General features: G+C 50.6%; 17 protein-coding genes. 12 read left to right on the top strand and 5 right to left on the bottom strand.

Annotation, left to right across the window (positions count from 1 at the left end):
* Window positions 1-61: 61 nt before the first annotated feature.
* The 4 genes from IE082_RS05380 to IE082_RS05365 all read left to right on the top strand — a co-directional run bounded on the left by IE082_RS05380 (window position 62) and on the right by IE082_RS05365 (window position 4972).
* Entirely contained in the window at window positions 62-1591 is a 1530-nt protein-coding gene (locus IE082_RS05380; RefSeq protein ID WP_189492700.1) for an ABC transporter ATP-binding protein, read from the top strand.
* Window positions 1592-1643: 52 nt separating this feature from the next.
* Complete coding sequence (locus IE082_RS05375; RefSeq protein ID WP_189492699.1) at window positions 1644-2744, top strand: ABC transporter permease; 1101 nt, start codon at window positions 1644-1646, stop codon at window positions 2742-2744.
* A gap of 29 nt (window positions 2745-2773) precedes the next feature.
* Entirely contained in the window at window positions 2774-3745 is a 972-nt protein-coding gene (locus IE082_RS05370; protein WP_189492696.1) for an ABC transporter permease, read from the top strand.
* A gap of 87 nt (window positions 3746-3832) precedes the next feature.
* On the top strand, window positions 3833-4972 hold the full coding sequence (locus IE082_RS05365; protein ID WP_189492692.1) for a BMP family ABC transporter substrate-binding protein: 1140 nt from the start codon (window positions 3833-3835) through the stop codon (window positions 4970-4972).
* Between the two features lie 59 nt (window positions 4973-5031).
* On the opposite strand, the gene IE082_RS05360 is transcribed toward IE082_RS05365, so the two are convergent.
* Window positions 5032-5943 (bottom strand): pseudouridine synthase, encoded by a 912-nt coding sequence (locus IE082_RS05360; protein WP_189492689.1) that lies wholly within the window; start codon window positions 5941-5943, stop codon window positions 5032-5034.
* 192 nt (window positions 5944-6135) lie between these two features.
* On the opposite strand from IE082_RS05360, the gene IE082_RS05355 reads away from it, so the two are divergent.
* From IE082_RS05355 to IE082_RS05330, 6 genes are all read left to right on the top strand, one after another.
* The gene (locus tag IE082_RS05355) at window positions 6136-6555 is read left to right on the top strand and encodes a PTS sugar transporter subunit IIA (protein ID WP_189492686.1); all 420 of its coding nucleotides are present in this window, start codon (window positions 6136-6138) and stop codon (window positions 6553-6555) included.
* A gap of 54 nt (window positions 6556-6609) precedes the next feature.
* Window positions 6610-6879 carry an HPr family phosphocarrier protein gene (locus IE082_RS05350; protein ID WP_189492683.1) on the top strand — a complete coding sequence of 90 codons (270 nt, stop codon included), beginning with the start codon at window positions 6610-6612 and terminating at the stop codon, window positions 6877-6879.
* Between the two features lie 4 nt (window positions 6880-6883).
* Window positions 6884-8629 (top strand): phosphoenolpyruvate--protein phosphotransferase, encoded by a 1746-nt coding sequence (gene ptsP / locus IE082_RS05345; protein WP_189492681.1) that lies wholly within the window; start codon window positions 6884-6886, stop codon window positions 8627-8629.
* A 122-nt stretch (window positions 8630-8751) separates the two neighbouring features.
* On the top strand, window positions 8752-10464 hold the full coding sequence (locus tag IE082_RS05340; RefSeq protein WP_189492678.1) for a glutamine--tRNA ligase/YqeY domain fusion protein: 1713 nt from the start codon (window positions 8752-8754) through the stop codon (window positions 10462-10464).
* A gap of 104 nt (window positions 10465-10568) precedes the next feature.
* Window positions 10569-11117: a peroxiredoxin gene (locus tag IE082_RS05335; RefSeq protein ID WP_189492675.1), complete on the top strand. Its 549-nt coding sequence runs from the start codon at window positions 10569-10571 to the stop codon at window positions 11115-11117.
* Between the two features lie 155 nt (window positions 11118-11272).
* Window positions 11273-11794: a carboxymuconolactone decarboxylase family protein gene (locus tag IE082_RS05330; RefSeq protein WP_189492673.1), complete on the top strand. Its 522-nt coding sequence runs from the start codon at window positions 11273-11275 to the stop codon at window positions 11792-11794.
* A 55-nt stretch (window positions 11795-11849) separates the two neighbouring features.
* Here IE082_RS05330 and IE082_RS11330 read toward each other — a convergent pair whose 3' ends face one another.
* Genes IE082_RS11330 through IE082_RS05315 form a run of 3 tightly spaced genes read right to left on the bottom strand, consistent with a single transcriptional unit; the run spans window position 11850 to window position 12987 of the window.
* The gene (locus IE082_RS11330) at window positions 11850-12134 is read right to left on the bottom strand and encodes a hypothetical protein (RefSeq protein ID WP_268244680.1); all 285 of its coding nucleotides are present in this window, start codon (window positions 12132-12134) and stop codon (window positions 11850-11852) included.
* A complete protein-coding gene (locus IE082_RS11245; RefSeq protein WP_268244684.1) occupies window positions 12017-12721 on the bottom strand; it encodes a DUF3999 family protein in 705 nt (234 codons plus the stop codon). Before IE082_RS11245 ends, IE082_RS11330 begins: the two co-directional genes overlap by 118 nt.
* A 26-nt stretch (window positions 12722-12747) precedes the next feature.
* Complete coding sequence (locus tag IE082_RS05315; protein ID WP_189492670.1) at window positions 12748-12987, bottom strand: heavy-metal-associated domain-containing protein; 240 nt, start codon at window positions 12985-12987, stop codon at window positions 12748-12750.
* Window positions 12988-13114: 127 nt separating this feature from the next.
* Between IE082_RS05315 and hemE the strand changes: the two genes are divergently transcribed.
* Both hemE and priA read left to right on the top strand, forming a co-directional pair.
* The gene (gene hemE / locus IE082_RS05310) at window positions 13115-14200 is read left to right on the top strand and encodes a uroporphyrinogen decarboxylase (protein WP_189492668.1); all 1086 of its coding nucleotides are present in this window, start codon (window positions 13115-13117) and stop codon (window positions 14198-14200) included.
* A gap of 380 nt (window positions 14201-14580) precedes the next feature.
* Window positions 14581-16692, top strand: coding sequence for a replication restart helicase PriA (gene priA, locus IE082_RS05305; RefSeq protein ID WP_189492665.1), 2112 nt, complete (start codon window positions 14581-14583; stop codon window positions 16690-16692).
* Between the two features lie 201 nt (window positions 16693-16893).
* Here priA and IE082_RS05300 read toward each other — a convergent pair whose 3' ends face one another.
* The gene (locus IE082_RS05300; RefSeq protein ID WP_189492662.1) at window positions 16894-18231 is read right to left on the bottom strand and encodes a pseudouridine synthase; all 1338 of its coding nucleotides are present in this window, start codon (window positions 18229-18231) and stop codon (window positions 16894-16896) included.
* Window positions 18232-18509 lie beyond the last annotated feature (278 nt).

Below are 18509 nucleotides of genomic sequence, written 5' to 3'. Positions count from 1 at the left end.
AGGTGCTGCCTTGAGCGTTTTTCTTTTTTTGTGGCTTTTTTGATTTTTTGATTGATATAGCATGAATACTGTTGCTTCTCGCCTGACTCTCGAAGGAATGACGAAGGCTTATGGCACGATGCGTGCAAATGAGGATATTTACTTATCTGTTGCGCCAGGCGAAATTCATGCGGTCCTGGGCGAGAACGGCGCTGGTAAATCGACATTAATGAAAATGATTTATGGTGTCGTGATGCCAGATGCTGGGCAAGTGTCGTGGAATGGTCAGCCTGTGCAGATCAAAAGCCCAGCCGCTGCACGTGCGTTGGGCATCGGGATGGTGTTTCAGCATTTCTCGTTGTTTGAAACACTGACCGTGGCGGAGAACATTGCGCTGTCCATGGACGAGAAATGCGCGATGGATGCGCTGAGTCGGCGCATTGAGGAAGTATCCGAGCACTATGGTTTACCGATTGCACCCCATCGTCTGGTGCATCATTTGTCGGTTGGTGAGCGTCAGCGGGTTGAAATCGTCCGTGCATTATTGCAAAAACCTCAGTTGCTGATTATGGATGAGCCGACCTCAGTTTTGACACCACAAGCGGTTGAGAAGCTGTTTGTGACCTTGCGTCAACTGGCTTCAGAGGGTTGCAGCATTTTATACATCAGCCACAAACTTGATGAGATTCAATCCCTGTGTGACGGCGCGACCGTGCTGCGTCATGGCAAAGTTTCAGGTGAGTGCAATCCGCGTGAACAAACGGTTGAGTCGTTGGCGCAGATGATGATTGGGCGATCTTTGCCGCATTATGAGCATCCCGATGCGGTGTTGGGTGAAACATGCTTGTCTGTCAATCATTTGTCTCTGGCGACCGATGATCCGTTTGGCGTTGATATTAAAGATGTCTCGTTGTCGGTGCGAGCGGGTGAAATTTTGGGCATCGCGGGTGTGTCGGGCAATGGTCAGGCCGAGCTTTTGGCGGCATTGTCTGGTGAAAGAACGGTTCAAGCCAGCATGATCAACATTTCTGGCGTACAAGCGGGACAGTTGCCTGCTGCGGCACGTCGCCAGTTGGGCATGGGTTTGTGCTTTGTGCCAGAGGAGCGCTTGGGCAAGGGTGCTGTACCGTCAATGACTTTGGCGCAAAATGCCTTGCTTACAGCGTATGGCTCGCCTGAGCTTAAATTGGTCAAAAATGGTTTGAAGCAAAAAGACGCGATGCGCGACTTCGCCAATCGCTGCATCACTGAGTTTAATGTGAAATGCGATGGTCCAGACGCGATGGCCAGTAGCTTGTCTGGCGGCAATCTGCAAAAGTTCATCATGGGGCGTGAAATTTTGCTCGCACCCAAGCTGATGGTGGTGGCGCAGCCGACGTGGGGTGTGGATGTGGGTGCGGCGGCGTTTTTGCGGCAGAAGTTATTGGATTTGGCAGGTGCAGGTGTGGCGATTTTGCTGATTTCTGAAGAGTTGGACGAAATTTTTCAGGTGGCTGACAACATTGCGGTGATTGCCGATGGCCGTCTTTCTCCTATTAAGTCTGTTGATGACACCACACCCGAAGAAATTGGTGTGTGGATGTCGGGTTTGTTCACTGAGGCGACTGTTTAATCTGTCTGTGCCATGAGTGATTGTGGCTTTTAAATCAATTTATTGAGAATCTATGCGATTACCTTTTCAATTAATCCCTAGAAGTGAACCTTCTCGCCGTATGCAATTGCTCGCGCCCGTCGTGGTGACGGTATTGACCTTGTTGGCGGGTTTGATGATTTTCATGGTGCTTGGCGTGAATGCGGCTGATGCCTTTAAGGCGTATTTCATTGAGCCTCTGTCGAGTTTAAATGGCATTTCGGAGCTGTTGCTCAAAGCGCTGCCGCTGTGCTTAATCGGGCTGGGTTTGGGGATTGCTTACCGTGCGAATGTTTGGAACATCGGCGCAGAAGGTCAACTCATCATCGGCGGGATTGCCGCGACGTGGGTGATGGCGACTTACCATGACTCAATCACAGACGCCTTAGTCCCGTTAATGCTATTGGCAGGGGTGGTTGGTGGTGCGTTGTGGGCGAGCTTGGCTGCTTGGATGCGCACGCGCTTTAACGCAAACGAGATTTTGACCACGCTGATGTTGGTTTACATTGCTCAGAGTTTATTGCAATACTTACTCGTGGGTACGGTGAATACACCTGCGTTATTGCAAGATCCACAAGGCACAGGCTTTCCTCAGTCACAGCAGTTCCCTGAAAACGCTTTGATGCTGCAAATGAATCAGTTTTTTGATGTGTTTGTCGGCACGCGTTTGCACGTGGGGATTTTTCTGTTGTTGATTGCGGTACCTTTGGCGTGGTTGTTTGTGTCTCGCTCGTTCACGGGCTTTCAGATGAAAGTTGCAGGTTTGGCGCCTTTGGCGGCGAATTATGCGGGCTTTAAAACGAATCGTTTGATTTGGCTGGCTTTGCTGGTCAGTGGTGCGCTGGCTGGACTGGCTGGGGCTCTGGAAGTGGCGGGGCCAGTCGGCCAGTTGCAAGACTCGTGGCGGCCAGGTTATGGCTTCACCGCGATTATTGTCGCGTTTTTGGGGCGTTTGCATCCTGTAGGGATTTTGCTCGGTGCGTTGCTTATGGCGCTGTTGACGCTGGGTGGTGAGGCGTTGCAATTGGCGATGTCTTTGCCGCAGTCAGTGAGTGGTTTGTTTCAGGGGCTGTTGCTGACGTTTTTATTGAGTGCTGACGTGTTGGTGAATTATCGCGTCGTGCTGCGAAAATAACGATGAATTGATTTTTTACAGGATAAAGCATGGATGCGTTTTTAAGCAGTTTGATTGCCAGCGTGATTCTGGCAGCGATTCCGCTGATTTTGGCTGGCTTGGGGGAGTTAATCACAGAGAAAGCGGGTGTGCTCAACCTCGGCGTTGAGGGCATGATGCTGCTCGGTGCGGTGGCGACTTTTATGGTGTCCTTTGAGAGTGGCAATTTATGGCTTGGGTTGTTGGTCGGTGTGCTGGTCGGTGCGGTTGCAGCGAGTGTGTTTGCCTTTTTGGTGGTGCGTTTGTTGACCAATCAGGTGGCAACGGGATTGGCTCTGACGATTTTGGGTATGGGCTTATCGGCGTTGTTGGGTGTTAAATATGTGGGACAGCCTTTGGCGGGTTTTGAGGTGGTGGCGATTCCGCTGCTTTCTGACATGCCTGTGGTCGGGGCTTTGTTTAGCCAAAGTTTGCCTGCGTATTTGAGCATTGTTTTGGCGGTTGTCTTATCTTTGTTGTTGTATCGCAGTAAGCTCGGTCTTGTCGTGCGCTCGGTCGGTGAGTCGCCTTCGGTGGCGCACAGCATTGGTTATGATGTGGTGACGGTGCGTTATGGCGCGACGATTGTCGGTGGGGCGATGTCGGGTTTGGCGGGCGCATTCACGGTGTTGGTGCAATTTAAAGCGTGGCAAGAAGGCATCACGGGCGGTGTGGGCTGGATTGCGGTCGCGCTGGTAGTGTTTGCGACTTGGCGGCCATCGCGTTTGTTTCTTGGGGCATTGTTGTTTGGTTTGATGCGCTCATTGGGGTTCGCGGCGCAAGCGGCGAGTCAGTCGATTCAGGATTGGTTGGTCAACCAAGCCGATTGGGTGAAAAGTGTGGTGCTGGTGCTGACAAATACCCAGCTGCTTAATGCGTTGCCGTATATTGCGACGATTGTGGTGTTGTGCTGGATTTCCCGCGATTGGCGCAAAATCAAGCTCAATGCACCAGCGTCATTGTCACAGCCATTTTTGCCTTAAAATGGTGCAAAAATTCTTTTAAAAAAACGTACAATATTGTTTTTTGTTGCGCCGCACAAGCGGTATTTTTAACCAAGAGGACACATCATGTTTCTGAAAAAATCATTCGGATGGACAGCAGCATTGGCCACTGCTTTGACGCTCGCCGCTTGCGGTGGTGGCGCGAAGAAGGAGGAAGCTAAACCCGCTGACACTCACCCTACTGCGGCGACATCTGCAGCCAAAGAAGTCAAAGTTGGTTTTGTGTACGTTGGCCCTGTTGGTGACGGTGGCTGGACTTTTGCACATGACAATGGCCGTAAAGCCATGATTGCCAATCTCGAAAAAGAAGGCATTAAAGTCACCACAACCCAAGTTGAGTCAGTCAAAGAAGGCGCTGACGCTGAACGTGTGATTCGTGATTTGGCCACCAAAGGCAATCAAATCATTTTCACCACTTCTTTTGGTTACATGGATCCGACCCTCAAAGTGGCGCAAAGCATGCCGAACGTCAAGTTCTACCACGCAACGGGCTATAAAAATGCCCCAAACATGGGTACTTACGAAGCACGCACTTATGAAGGCGCTTATCTCGCAGGTGTTGTCGCGGGCAAAATGACCAAAAGCAATACACTGGGCTTTGTCGGTTCTATTCAAATTCCAGAAGTCATCCGCAACATCAATGCGTTCACACTCGGTGCGAAAAGCGTGAACCCAGCGATCAAAACCAAAGTGGTATTCACTGGTTCATGGTTTGACATGACCAAAGAAAAACAAGCGGCAGAAAGCTTGATTGGCCAAGGCGCAGATGTGCTGATGCAAAACACTGATTCACCAGCGGTATTGAAAACAGCAGAAGAAAAAGGCAAGTTTGCATTTGGTTGGAACTCAGATATGAGCGCTTACGGCCCGAAAGCCCACTTGGGTTCATCCATCATCAACTGGGGTGATTACTACACTTGGGCGGTCAAAAATGCTTTGTCAGACAAATTTGACAATACCAATAAATGGAATGGCGTTGCTGATAAATGGATTGATTTGACAGCCATTGGCGGTATGGTACCTGCAGATGTGAAAACTTTGGTTGAAACCAAAAAAGCAGAATTGACCAAAGGTGGTAAAGTGTTTGTCGGTCCCTTGAAAGACCAAACAGGCAAAGAAATCGTCGCTAAAGACGCGGCCATGACGGATGAAGAGTTGCTCAAAATGTCGTGGTTGGTTGAGGGCGTTGAAGCGAAGTTGAAATAATGAGTTGTTGATTTTCAACAGCACAACAACAAGCGAGGAGTCATCCTCGCTTTTTTTGTTTATGCCAAATCCATGAGCCGCAAATCACTGTGGAAGCAATGCTCTTTTTCATCCACTGGATCAAAAAAGGCTAAAGAGCTTGCCAATAATTGCAAGGGTTGGCTCATGTTTTCTGTGCGGCCCTGAGGCAGAGGCTCTGGGTAAAGCGTATCGTTCAGTATCGGCATACCCAAACTGGCCATGTGAACGCGCAATTGGTGTTTTTGACCTGTCACAGGTTCGAGTCGATAGCGACTGAGTGCTCCTGCTGATTTGATCAACGTGATGGTAGTTTCGCTGTTCGCTTTGCCATCATGCTCATGCGTCATAAAGAAATACTCAGGATGCTCGCTCAGGCGTGAGCGGTGGGTGAGTGGATAGCTTAAATCGAGGCGTGTAGCGGCGATGGCTTCGTAGGTTTTGTGGATGCGTCGCTCGCTGAATAAGCGGTGATAAATGCTTCGGGTTTCAGGCTGTTTGGAAAACAGCACCAAGCCCGCTGTTTCGCGATCGAGTCGATGCAGTGGGGTGATGGATGGATTGTTGAATCGGTGTCGCAAACGCGTGAGCACGGTTTCGTGCAAAAAGCGTCCACTTGGGGTGACAGGCAAAAAATGCGGTTTGTCCACCACCAGTAAGTGCTCGCTTTCATAAATGATTCGCTCATTAAAGGGAATCGCAGGCTCATCATCAATCACTCGGTAATAAAACAGACACACATTGGCTGGATAATCTGCGTGAACGCCATACACTCGGCCAAACTGGTCGCGAACTTCGCCTGCTGTTAGGCGTTGACGCCATTCTTGCTCGCTGACTTGATTGAAACGATGACACAAAAAAGCCAGTAATGATGGCCACGGTTCAGCGGGCAGCCAGATGTGGCTGGCCGAAACGCCATTTTTGAGCGGAAGGGGGGAGATGGGAGGAGGCATACCGTATTTTACGGGATTATTGGCGTGTTTTGCGTTGTGGAGTGCTTTACAGAGTTTTGGGTGGTATTGGGGTGGGCGTGATACGTCATCATCCATATTGGTGCACGCTCTGGCTTAGTGCGTTGGCTTTTGCGCCTATGTGGGGCGTTTTCGGCTAAAATGGTATTTTTTTGGCACGCCTTTGGGGTGACTATGGTTGGTATACTATTGTTGGCGCACACGCCTTTAGCGGGTGCGTTTTTGGAAGCGGTCAAGCACGTCTATAAAAGCACACCACCTGCGGTGGTGTTCATAGATGTTTTGGCTGATGAGGATGTGGATGATTTGTATGGGCGTGCAATGACGGCGGTACGAGATTTAGACTCCGGCGACGGCGTTTTGGTATTGGCTGATGTATGCGGCGCAACCCCTGCAAACTGTGGTCAGCGTGTGGTTCGCGACTATCCAAATGCCCGTTTGCTGTTTGGTCTGAATTTGCCCATGCTGTTGCGTGCGATTAATTATCGAGACATGTCTCTGAGTCAGGTCGCGCAGAAGGCGGCAGACGGTGGTAAGAATTGCATTGAAACCTTTTCTAATTCACCCACAGACAACAGCAGTATCGGGGCGTAGTCACCTCATCGCTATACTCCAAGCACCTCGTTCAATCATTAAAGAAAGTCGCTCATGGTTCAAGCAGAAACCACTATTATTAATAAATTGGGTTTACACGCACGTGCTTCCGGTGTACTCACACAGACGGCGAGCAAGTTCAAATCCGAAATCTGGGTGACCAAAAATGGTCGCCGCGTCAACGCCAAGTCGATTATGGGCGTCATGATGCTGGCTGCGGGCAAAGGTTCTGTTGTCATGGTTGAGGCAGATGGTGAGGATGAACAGGCAGCATTAGATGCTGTGTTGGCACTGATCGCTACTTATTTCGGTGAGGGAGAATAGTCGCGTGACGTTTTCACTGCACGGCATCGGCGTTAGTGACAAAATCGCCATCGGCAAAGCCCACTTGCTCGCGCATGTGAGCTTGGAGGCGCAGCATTACCTCGTCGGTGTCGATGCGATTGTGTCAGAAACCGCTCGATTTGATGCCGCAGTGAAAAAAGTTCAGAATGAGTTCACAGAGCTTCGTGCAGGATTGGACTCCGATGCGCCACACGAGATGAGCGCCATGCTGGATGTGCACAGCATGATTGCTCATGATGAAATGCTCGTTCAAGCATCTCGCGATTTAATCAGTCAATATCGCTACAACGCTGAGTGGGCGTTGTCTGAGCAGGTTAATGAGCTGGTCGAGCAGTTTGAGGCGTTTGAGGACGACTACCTGCGTGAGCGCAAACAAGATGTGATGCAGGTCGGTACGCGAATCATGCGTGCATTGCGCGAAAAGCATACCCGTGTGTCTGATCAAGCCAAGCCACAAGTATTTGAGCATGACACGATTCTGGTTGCTCACGACATCGCGCCCGCTGATATGCTGCAGTTCAAAGACCGCGCATTGGCGGGTTTCATCACCGATTTGGGCGGCACCACAAGCCACACAGCCATTGTGGCGCGTGGTTTGGGCGTGCCCGCCGTGGTGGCGACAGGGCAAGCGCGCGATTTGATTCGCGAGGATGAGTGGCTTATCATTGATGGTGAAAACGGCGTGGTTTTGGTCAATCCTGATGATTTATTGATGAATCATTATCGCTTACTGCAAGTAGAACAACAAACTCAGCAAGCAGGATTGGCCAATCTCGTCGGACAAAACACCTTAACCAAAGATGGCAGAGAGATTAAACTGTATGCCAACATTGAGTTGCCCAGTGATGTAGACAAAGTGCGCGACGTTGATGCAGATGGTATTGGCTTGTTTCGCAGCGAGTTCTTATTTTTGAACCGCACGCATTTACCCGATGAAAACGAGCAGTTTGAAGCTTATAAATCTGTTGCTTTTGCGCTCAAAGGCAAACCTGTGACCATTCGAACACTTGATATTGGCGCAGACAAAAGTTTGTCCACGGATGATTACGTGGTGTCGCCCAATCCTGCGCTCGGTTTGAGAGCTGTTCGCTACAGTTTAGCGCGTCCTGATATGTTCCTCACTCAGTTGCGCGCGATTTTGCGGGCATCTGCGTATGGGCAAATCAAATTATTGCTGCCGATGATCAGTGGTGTCGAGCAATTGCGCGCAGCACTGGTTTTGATTGAGCAAGCGCGCGAGCAACTGCGCGAGGCGAATATCCCGTTTGATACACGCATGGCGATTGGTGTCATGGTTGAGATTCCATCGGCGGTGTTGGTGTTGTCATCATTGTTGCCTCTGATTGATTTCGTCTCAATCGGTACGAATGATTTGACACAGTACACGCTTGCAGTGGACAGGGCTGATGCGGATGTGGCGCATTTGTATAACGAGACGCATCCTGCGGTATTAGAGCTGATTGCCCGCACGATCATCACCGCGCGTAAAGCCAAAAAATCTGTTTCTGTTTGTGGCGAGATGGCCGGTGATACAAAGTTGACGCGTTTGTTGTTGGGCTTTGGTTTGCGTGAATTCTCGATGCAGCCAGCTCAGATTCTCGCTGTTAAATCGCGGGTCATGAATTCTTCTGCGAAAAAGATGCGTAAGCTAGCGGATGCAGTGCTTGAGTGCTCAGAGCAAGCCGAGATCCGAGCGTGCCTGAAACAAATCAATGCGCTAAATATGTGAGCGGTCAATATTGACGAGTCACAAAACGACTATTGTTCGCGATGAGTGCCGTTTTTTACAGTAGCCCCTTTCACTTTATATTTTTTTATAACCATTCCAATATCTAGTTTAAAAATCACGACATGACAGACACACACATCGAACAAGCTTCTAACTTTATCCGCCAAAAAATCGACGCAGACACAGCAGCTGCCAAATTCAAACGAGCTGGTTTGCCCAGCGTCATCACACGTTTTCCACCTGAGCCGAATGGTTACCTACACATTGGTCACGCCAAAAGTATTTGCCTTAATTTTGGCATGGCGCGTGATTACGGTGGTCGTTGCCATCTGCGTTTTGACGACACAAATCCCGAAAAAGAATCTGTCGAATACGTGAACTCAATCAAAGACACTGTCCAATGGCTGGGTTTTGATTGGCACAGCAATGGTGTCGAGCATTTGCACTATGCCTCTGACTATTTTGAGCAACTGTACCAATTCGCTGAGCGATTGATTCAAGCGGGTCACGCCTACATTGACTCCCAGGATGGCGATACGATTCGATTCCAACGTGGTCAGCTCAATAGCCCAGGTATGAATTCGCCATTTCGTGACCGCCCAGTTGATGAGTCGCTGGATATCTTCCATCGCATGCGCGCGGGCGAATTTGCCGAAGGCACGCATGTATTGCGCGCAAAAATTGACATGGCATCGAGCTTCATGGCCATGCGCGACCCTGTGATTTATCGTATTCGTTACGCGCATCACCACCGCACGGGCGACGCGTGGTGTATTTATCCACTCTATGATTTCACGCACTGTATTTCGGATGCCATAGAGCAAGTGACACACTCGCTGTGCACGCTGGAGTTTGAAAACAACCGCCCACTGTACAACTGGGTGCTCGCACGCCTCGTGGAAGTCGGCGCGCTCGCGCAACCGCTGCCTGAGCAAACTGAGTTCGCTCGTTTAAACTTGACCTACGCCATCACCAGCAAGAGAAAACTGCTTAAACTGGTCGAAGAAAACAAAGTTGATGGCTGGGACGATCCGCGCATGATGACCCTTGTCGGCATTCGTCGTCGTGGCTTCACTCCCGAATCTATTCGTTTGTTTTGTGAGCGCATTGGTGTCTCAAAAGCCGACTCATGGATTGACATGAGCACGCTTGAACAAGCTGTTCGCGATGATTTGGATGAAAAAGCGCCGCGCGCTGTCGCTGTATTAAAACCGCTCAAACTCATCATTGATAATTATCCAGACGGCCAAACCGAACCATGCAAAGCCCCTGTGCATCCGCACCATCCTGAGATGGGCGAGCGTCACTTCGTGTTTTCCAAAGAGTTATGGATTGAGCATGACGACTTTATGGTTGAGCCGATGAAAGGTTTCTTTCGACTGTTCGTCGGCAATAAAGTTCGCCTGCGTCATGGCTTCGTCATCGAATGCACCAGCTATGATAGCGATGAGCATGGTAATGTCACCGCTGTGCACGCCAATTACTACGCAGATTCAAAAAGCGGCACCGAAGGCTCAAATAACTACAAAGTCAAAGGCAACATCCATTGGCTTTCTAACGAATCTGCCGTTTCTGCAGAAATTCGTGTTTATGACCGACTGTTCAGTGACGCTCATCCCGATGCGGGCGATAAAGACTTCCTCGACGCGCTCAACGCAGACTCCAAACACATCTCGCAAGGCTACGTCGAATCAGGCATCGCCAATGTCGCCGCTGAAACGCATTTTCAGTTCGAGCGTCTCGGCTACTTTGTCACCGATCGTGTGGATTCAAAATCGGGTGCGTTGGTGTTTAATCGCATTGTCGGTTTGAAAGACGTTTGGCAGAAAAAGTGATTTAAAAAACTATTGCGGCAATCAAATAATACAATTGGGCTATGTTTATTATTCACGGTACAATCTCTCGTCAAATTTTTTAACCCAACAACAAGGAGCAATACATGAAAACAGTCGGTCAAAAATTAGACGCATTCAGCGTTGATGGCGTCAAGCCAGGCTTTAACCACCACGAAGAAAACGGCGTGTCGGCATTTGAAACCATCACGGAAGCGTCATTCGCAGGCAAATGGAAAATCATTTATTTTTATCCAAAAGACTTCACCTTCGTTTGCCCAACTGAAATCGTTGAGTTCAATAAATTAGCGAAAGACTTCGAAGACCGTGACGCAATTTTGCTCGGTGGTTCGTCTGATAATGAGTTTTGTAAACTCGCATGGCGTCGTGAGCACCCAGACTTGAACAAACTGGGTCACTGGCAGTTCGGTGATGCCAAAGGCTCATTGATTGATATGCTCGGCGTGCGTGATGAGGCTGCTGGCGTGGCTTTGCGTGCGACATTCATCGTTGATCCAGACAACACGATTCAACACGTGTCGGTTAACAACTTAAACGTTGGTCGCAACCCACAAGAAGTTTTGCGTATTTTAGATGGTTTGCAAACCGATGAATTGTGCCCTTGCAACCGAACGGTTGGCGGCGCGACATTATAATTTTTGCGAGCGTAAGCTTAGGCGGCTTGAAATAAAAAGCCCGTGCACTCGCGCGGGTTTTTTATCGCCCAACCAACATAGAGTGTGCAGCACCTGCTCTAAATGCTCGTTATTCACCTATCTGAACAAACATCACCAAAACAGGAGTCACAATTATGGAATGGCTAACAGACATCAAAAATGCAATCCCCGACTATGCCAAAGACATTCGTCTCAATCTTGATGCGACTGTCTCACGCTCCAGCTTAGAAGGCAATGACGCTGTTGGCGTTGCGCTCGCCTCTGCATTCGCCGCGAAAGCGACCAAAATCGTGCATGCCATCAGCCAAGCTCGTGCGCTCACACCGGAGGAAGAAACCGCCGCACTCACCGCCGCTTCACTCATGGGCATGAACAACGCATGGTATCCCTACGTCGAAATGGCCAATGACCCAGACCTCGCCACCCAACGCGCTGAACTGCGTATGAATGCCTACGCGAATCACGGTGGTTTAGACAAACGCCGTTTCGAGATGTACGCACTCGCCGCCTCTGTCGTTGGTAAATGCCATTTTTGCATCAAAAGCCATTATGCACTGCTCAAAGCTGAAGGTATGAGTACCCTGCAACTGCGTGACGTCGGCCGCATTGCCGCGACGATTAACGCGGTCTCGCAAGTGTTGGCGAATGAAGCGTGAGATGGATTTAAATACAAAAAAACGTGGGCAATGCCCACGTTTTTTGTTTGGTGGATTAATTCTGTTTTTTATTTAATTGCTTCATGATGACAAGCACCATGCCCGTGAGCAGCAGCACGCCGCTGATGAGGATGCCCCAGAGTGAGTAGTTCTTGCGGCTGGTGGGTTGGTCTGAGTGCTGTGCTGCGTTGATTAGTTCAGGCTGTGTGTTGAATGTAGTGGTCACGGATTCAGCAGAGATACTGGCCAGTGGGAGTTGGTTGGCGTCGCCTGTTTGGTAGCTCGGCAGTAAGCTGGCGATAGGGCGAGCAGTTGGATTGGTGTCATTTTTATAGCGCAATGTGTAAGGTGTGCTGCCGCTAGCGATGAAGCCGATGCGGTGGATGGGCAGCTCGATGCTGGCTTTGAGGTCAGAGGGAAGTTGTTGGTCTTTGGGGGGGGGAGGATGTTTTTGTTTTTGGGTACAGAGAGGTTGATTCCGCTGTTGGTGAATGTTTGACCGTTCTGTGTTAAACGAAATAAGACGGTTTGTGCGGCGGTTTCGACTGTGACACCATAGGTTTCTTGATATTTGTATCTGAAGCCGATGTTCACAGGCACATTGATGTTGTTGGTTTCGGTGCGTAGTGTGAGTTTGGAGGGGTGATGTTGCAATACAGCAGGCAGGTAGGCCGCGAGTGCACCTGAATCTGCGGAGGTTAGATGTAAATCAATTTTTTGCGTTGTGGCTTGTTGTGTGGTTTGGTTGATGAGCGTGGCATTGGTGAGCGTGACAGCGTTTGACTCAGTCCAACTAATGCGTAGGTATTGTCCGTGTACATCGGTCGCGGGGAGGTCGATACGCGTCGTGGGTGGGGTGTCGGGTAATTGCACAACGGCAGTTTCAGCGAGGGGCTGCCATTGATTTAAATCCGTGCTGCGCTCGATGGTGTGTGGCGTAACGCATCAGCACATCAACGTTTCGGTTTCACGCCACCAATATTGACCACAGGTGATGGTGTGAGTGAGAAAGACGTTTCCGCCAGTGCGGCATTTAATGCCGCTAAATCAACATCATCTCCCTCAACGACCACACGCGGTGGTAACAGTGACACCACAGCAGAAGTGACGCCAGGCACAGAGGATAACGCGGTTTGCACGCGAGCGACGCAGTGCTGGCAGGTCATACCTGCGACGGTGTAGAGTTCAGTCATGTGGGGTTTCCTTTGATGTCTGAGGATGGCTAAGTAGAGGCATTATACCGATAGCGGCACGTGTTCGGTGTCGCAGGCATGGGATAACTTGATACAATGGTGTTTTCAACCTTTTAAGCTGGTTTTTATGATGTCTTCTTTCGCCCCGTTACAAAACGACACTTTTTTACGCGCCTTGCGTCGCCAGAGCACGACGCACACGCCTGTTTGGTTGATGCGCCAAGCAGGACGGTATTTGCCTGAGTATCGCGCGACGCGGGCGCGGGCCGGCAGTTTTATGCAGTTAGCGATGAGTCCTGCGATGGCCACGGAGGTGACGTTGCAGCCGATTGACCGTTATGGGCTGGATGCGGCGATTTTATTCAGCGATATCTTGACCGTGCCTGATGCGATGGGGCTCGGTTTGCGCTTTGTTGAGGGCGAAGGTCCTGTGTTTGACCGTCCATTGCAAGACGAGATGGCGGTACAGCGTCTGGAAGTGCCCGACATGGGCAAGCTCCAGTATGTGTTTGATGCGGTGGCTAAGATTCGTACGTCGTTGCAAGGGCGCGTGCCGTTGATTGGTTTTGCGGGCAGTCCTTACACGATTGCCTGTTATATGGTTGAGGGGGGCTCGTCGAAGGAGTTTCGCACGATTAAGACCATGATGTATCGCCGCCCTGACTTATTGCATCATATTTTGATGGTCAATGCGCGTGCAACCACGGCGTATCTGAATGCCCAAATCGCTGCTGGGGCGCAAGCCGTGATGATTTTTGATACATGGGGTGGTTCGCTGTCTGGCAGCAGTTATGAGGCATTTTCGCTGGCGTATATGCGTCAGGTGATGGCGGGGTTAAACCGCGAGCACAATGGTGAACAGATTCCAGTGATTGTGTTCACCAAAGGTGGCGGTCAGTGGCTCGAGCAGATGGCTGACAGTGGTGCGGATGCTTTGGGGCTGGATTGGGCAACCGATATTGCCCAAGCGAGGGCACGGGTCGGGCACAAAGTGGCTTTACAGGGCAATTTAGACCCATCTGTTTTGTTTGGTTCAGAGAAAAATCTTCGTGCAGAGGTGCAGCGTGTGCTCGATGGTTTCGGACCGCATGTGGGGCATGTGTTTAATTTAGGTCATGGTATTTCCCAATTCACCGATCCTGAGGCAGTGAAAATTTTGGTGGACGAAGTGCACACTTACAGCCGAAGCTCGCGTGTGGCGACTCCCCTATAAGCCATGATGCTTTGCTGTGAGATTTTTTATGATTTTATGAAAAATACATCATAAAATTCATAAAAGAATGCTTGACTTACCCACAGTTTCCCGCAGGCAGCGCAACGGTGGGCTTTGGCGAGTGATGAGCCTCCTTGATGGCCGTTTTAGATTGTAAGTTATTGATAAATAAGCTTTTTCGTAATTGTGTAAAATTTGAGCACTCTAAGAAAATGCCTGATTTGACGCGGTTTACCCCACTTTTTCACGGCTTATGCACACAGTTATCCACAGGTTTTGTGGGTAACGCAAAAAGTCCTTATAAAACGGGTACTTAAGTGAATTAGTTAAATTGAGATTCAACAAGTCAGGCTAACTTGGCTGCGGTTGTCCACCACGAAATGTCACCCATCTTAAAATCCACCTCATCCCAATGGGTGCTGCAAGTCGCCCTTGATGTCCCTGTCTCTGTATCAAATACGGGCGTGTTTGATTACGCCCCTTGCGAAGTCGAGTGGTCATCTCCCGATGATTGGCTTGGCCGTGCCGTTTTGGTTTCTTTTGGCCGTCAACAGGTGGTTGGTTGGGTGGTTGGTCATGCCGCACAGACGGATGTGCCTGCTGACAAACTCAAAGCCATTAGTGCTGTTTTGGCATTCGTGCCACGTGCGGATGGTATGTGGCTGCAGTTGATACGGTTTATGGCGCGGTATTATCAGCGTGGCTTGGGTGAGGTTGCCCTGCCTGCGCTGCCGACAGCACTGCGCACAGCGAGTCAATTTCAGGAGGTTGACGGTAGATTGAGCCTTGGTGTGGGTAAGCAAGCATGGAAAAAATGGCAAGCGATGTCTGTTGCGCCTGCGCCATTGAGTTTGTCCGCAGGGTTGTTGCTCTCTGAGGAGCAAGAGCGTGTTTTGGCGCAATTGACTCAAGCGGCCCAAGCACCACGCCAATCGCCGCAACTTTTATTTGGCATTACGGGCAGTGGTAAAACTGAGATTTATTTGCAATACCTTGCGGGGGTTCTTGCCAATCATCCTGACGCACAAGTCCTTGTGCTCGTCCCTGAGATTAACCTCACGCCACAGTTTTATGCTCGATTGACGGCTCGTTTTGGTGATGATGCGGTGGTGAGTCTACACAGCAAACTCAACGAATCGACGAGGCTGGTTAATTTCTGGCGTGCCAGTAGCGGGCATGCACGGGTGATCTTGGGCACACGACTGTCGATTTTGACCCAATTACCGAATTTGGCGGCCATCGTTGTGGACGAAGAGCACGACAGCTCCTATCGTCAGCAAGAAGGGGTGCGTTATTCTGCGCGTGATGTTGCCATCTATCGTGCGCATCAGCTCAACATCCCCATCATTCTTGGCAGCGCGACGCCCTCTCTTGAAACATGGCATGCCGCACAAACAGGCAAATACGGCTTGCATATCCTACGTCAGCGCGCCATCAGCGGTGCGAAACCACCTGCGGTGCAATTGGTGGATACCAACAAAACCATCATGATGGACGGTTTATCCACAGCGCTGAGAAGCGTGATTGACAAAACCCTTGCCGCAGGAAAAACCTCTCTGTTGTTCCAAAATCGACGTGGTTACGCGCCTGTGCTTTACTGCGGCCATTGCGGTGCGGTCAATGATTGCACCGCCTGCTCCGCGCACATGGTCTATCATCAAACCACGCGTCTCCTGCACTGCCACCACTGTGGCACACAAAAGCGTGTACCGAAAGCCTGCGCCAGTTGCGGCAATGCAGATTTACTTCCCGTAGGTCAAGGCACGCAGCGTCTCGAAGAAACTGTACAAAATCACTGGAAAGCCGCTCGCGTGCGTCGCATCGACGCCGACATCACCCGCAAAAAGGGACAATTAGAAACCCAGCTTGCCGACATCGCAGCAGGTGAAGTGGACATCATCATCGGTACGCAAATGCTTGCCAAGGGGCACGACTGGCCAAACCTCACCACGGTCGGTGTCCTCGACGTCGATGGCGGCCTATTTGCCCAAGACTACCGCGCGCCTGAGCGACTTTTCGCCCAGCTGCAGCAAGTCATCGGTCGTGCAGGCCGTGGCCAACACGCAGGCCACGTCATCATCCAAACCACCTTCCCTGAGCACCCACTTTGGCGACACATTTTGGCCCACGATTATGAATCTTTTGCTGCTGACGAGCTCGCTGTGCGCGCCCAGCTTGGTTTGCCCCCATTCGCGGCCCATGCTCTCTTACAAGTGGCCGCTCCTCGTATCAAGGATGCGTTAGAGTTCGCCAACGCTGCTCGCACCGCTGCTCTTAACATCATCGATGAGCATGGGTTCGACACCCTCACCATCAACGCTGCCGTCCCCATGCAAATGATGCGAAAAAATGCCCAAGAACGCGCCCAACTCCTCATTGAATCCCCGCAACGCAGCAAACTGCAGGCTTTTTTGCCGCATTGGCAGGCTGCGTTGACACAGCTCAAAAGCCGATTAACATGGTTTGTTGAGGTTGACCCCGCTGAAATTTAAAATCCATCCATTCCAATCAAAAGGGAGGCTTTTTCCATATAAGCTAGTGTCCCGTCGTGCGTCAGTGATTGCGGTTACTGAGTTTCAGTCTCTGCATACCCATACAAGGCCAACAAGCTGATGTTTCCCCAACAAAACGCCCACCTCAATTAAGGTGGGCGTTTTATTAAAGAACAATAAGACAATTTGGTTTGATACTGCTTAAAACCCCTCATTATCACCCAAATAGCGCCACTGCCCCGTTGGTAAATCACCGAGCAAGACTTGACCGATGCGGATGCGTTTGAGGCCAACGACGTGTAATCCGACGAGTTCGCACATGCGGCGGATTTGGCGTTTTTTACCTTCGGTGAGAACGAAGCGCAGTTGATCTTCGTTTTGCCAGCTGACTTTGGCTGGGCGCAGTGGCACACCGTCGAGCAAGAGGCCGTGATTGAGTAAGCGCAGCCCTTCGTCTGATAATGAGCCTTCGACGCGCACAAGGTACTCTTTGTCCACATCGCTTTTGTCGCCGATCAGGGTTTTGGCGACGCGACCGTCTTGGGTGAGGACGAGCAGACCAACAGAATCAATATCCAGGCGTCCAGCGGGCGCTAAGCCACGTAGGTGTTTGGGTTCAAACAACAATCCGCTGCTGTCACCTGCCCAATGATTCTCGGGCGTGATGAGTGAAGCGGCAGGTGCGTAGCCGTCTTCAGCTTGGCCTGAGACAAGCCCGACGGGTTTGTTGATGAGAATGGTCACGCGTGATTCTTGGGCGCGTTGTGCTTGTTTGGCAACTTGGATTTTGTCTGTTGGTGTGATGCGCTGGCCGAGAGTGGCGCGTTGACCATTCACTGTAACCCAGCCTTTTTCAATAAACTCGTCAGCTTCTCTGCGTGAGCAAAGGCCTTGGTCTGAGAGGTGTTTGGACAGGCGGATGCCAGCGTCGGCGGGAGCCAAGCGCGGCGCAACTTTCCGAATCGGACGACCTTGTTCATCACGCATTTTGCCGTGTCGACGTGGTTCTTGAAAGCTTTTACTCGGGTTTGGGGTGCTGCTACGGCTGGTGGTAGTGCGTGTCAAAGGTGTGCCCCAAGGGGTAGTGTCGTTGGCATTGCTTTGCTGCGATTTCTCGCCAAAGTCACGTTTTGGTTTGTCATCAAAGCTGCGGCGCGGACGGTCTGAGAAGTCATGCGGTTTGCCACCATCGCGTCGAGGTGGTTTGTCGCTAAAGTTACGTTTTGGTTTGTCATCAAAGCTGCGGCGCGGACGTTCTGAGAAGTCACGCGGCTTGTCACCATCGCGCCGAGGTGGCTTGTCGCCAAAATCTCGCTTTGGCTTGTCGTCGAAGCTGCGGCGTGGACGGTCTGAGAAGTTACGTGGTTTATCACCGTCGCGTCTCGGAGGCTTGTTGCTTGTATGGCGGTTGCTTTTTTTGTGTGGTTCTGTTGGGCTGATGCGTGCGTTGGCGGCAGCTTGGTTGTTTCTGTTTTTGCCGCGCAGGGGTTGGCGAGTGGTTTGGCCGGTGCTCGGGGTGATTTTTAAGGTTTTTCTCATGGCGGCTTTTAGGCTGTTTGGGAATAGCGCCCATTATATAGAAATATAGAAGCTTGGCGTATGGTTCGTGATTGGCGGATGCTTGTGACAAAAAAAAGCCCCAAGTCCAAGGACTTGGGGAATAACGTCATTATGAATGACCACCCTGCTTAGGGAGGAAAAGCAGGGGAGGCGATACGCCTGACTTGTATTATACGCGTTTTGGTTTTAATGTCAACATTTAGTGGTAATTACTTAAGTATTGTCAATTAATCAAGCTTTTTTAGACTTAGCCGAAT

The organism is Formosimonas limnophila, from assembly GCF_014652675.1.
In the GTDB taxonomy this organism is placed as follows: Bacteria; Pseudomonadota; Gammaproteobacteria; order Burkholderiales; family Burkholderiaceae; genus Hydromonas; species Hydromonas limnophila.
Note: the sequence above shows the minus strand (reverse complement) of the source record. Positions and strands in the feature narration are given on the sequence as shown.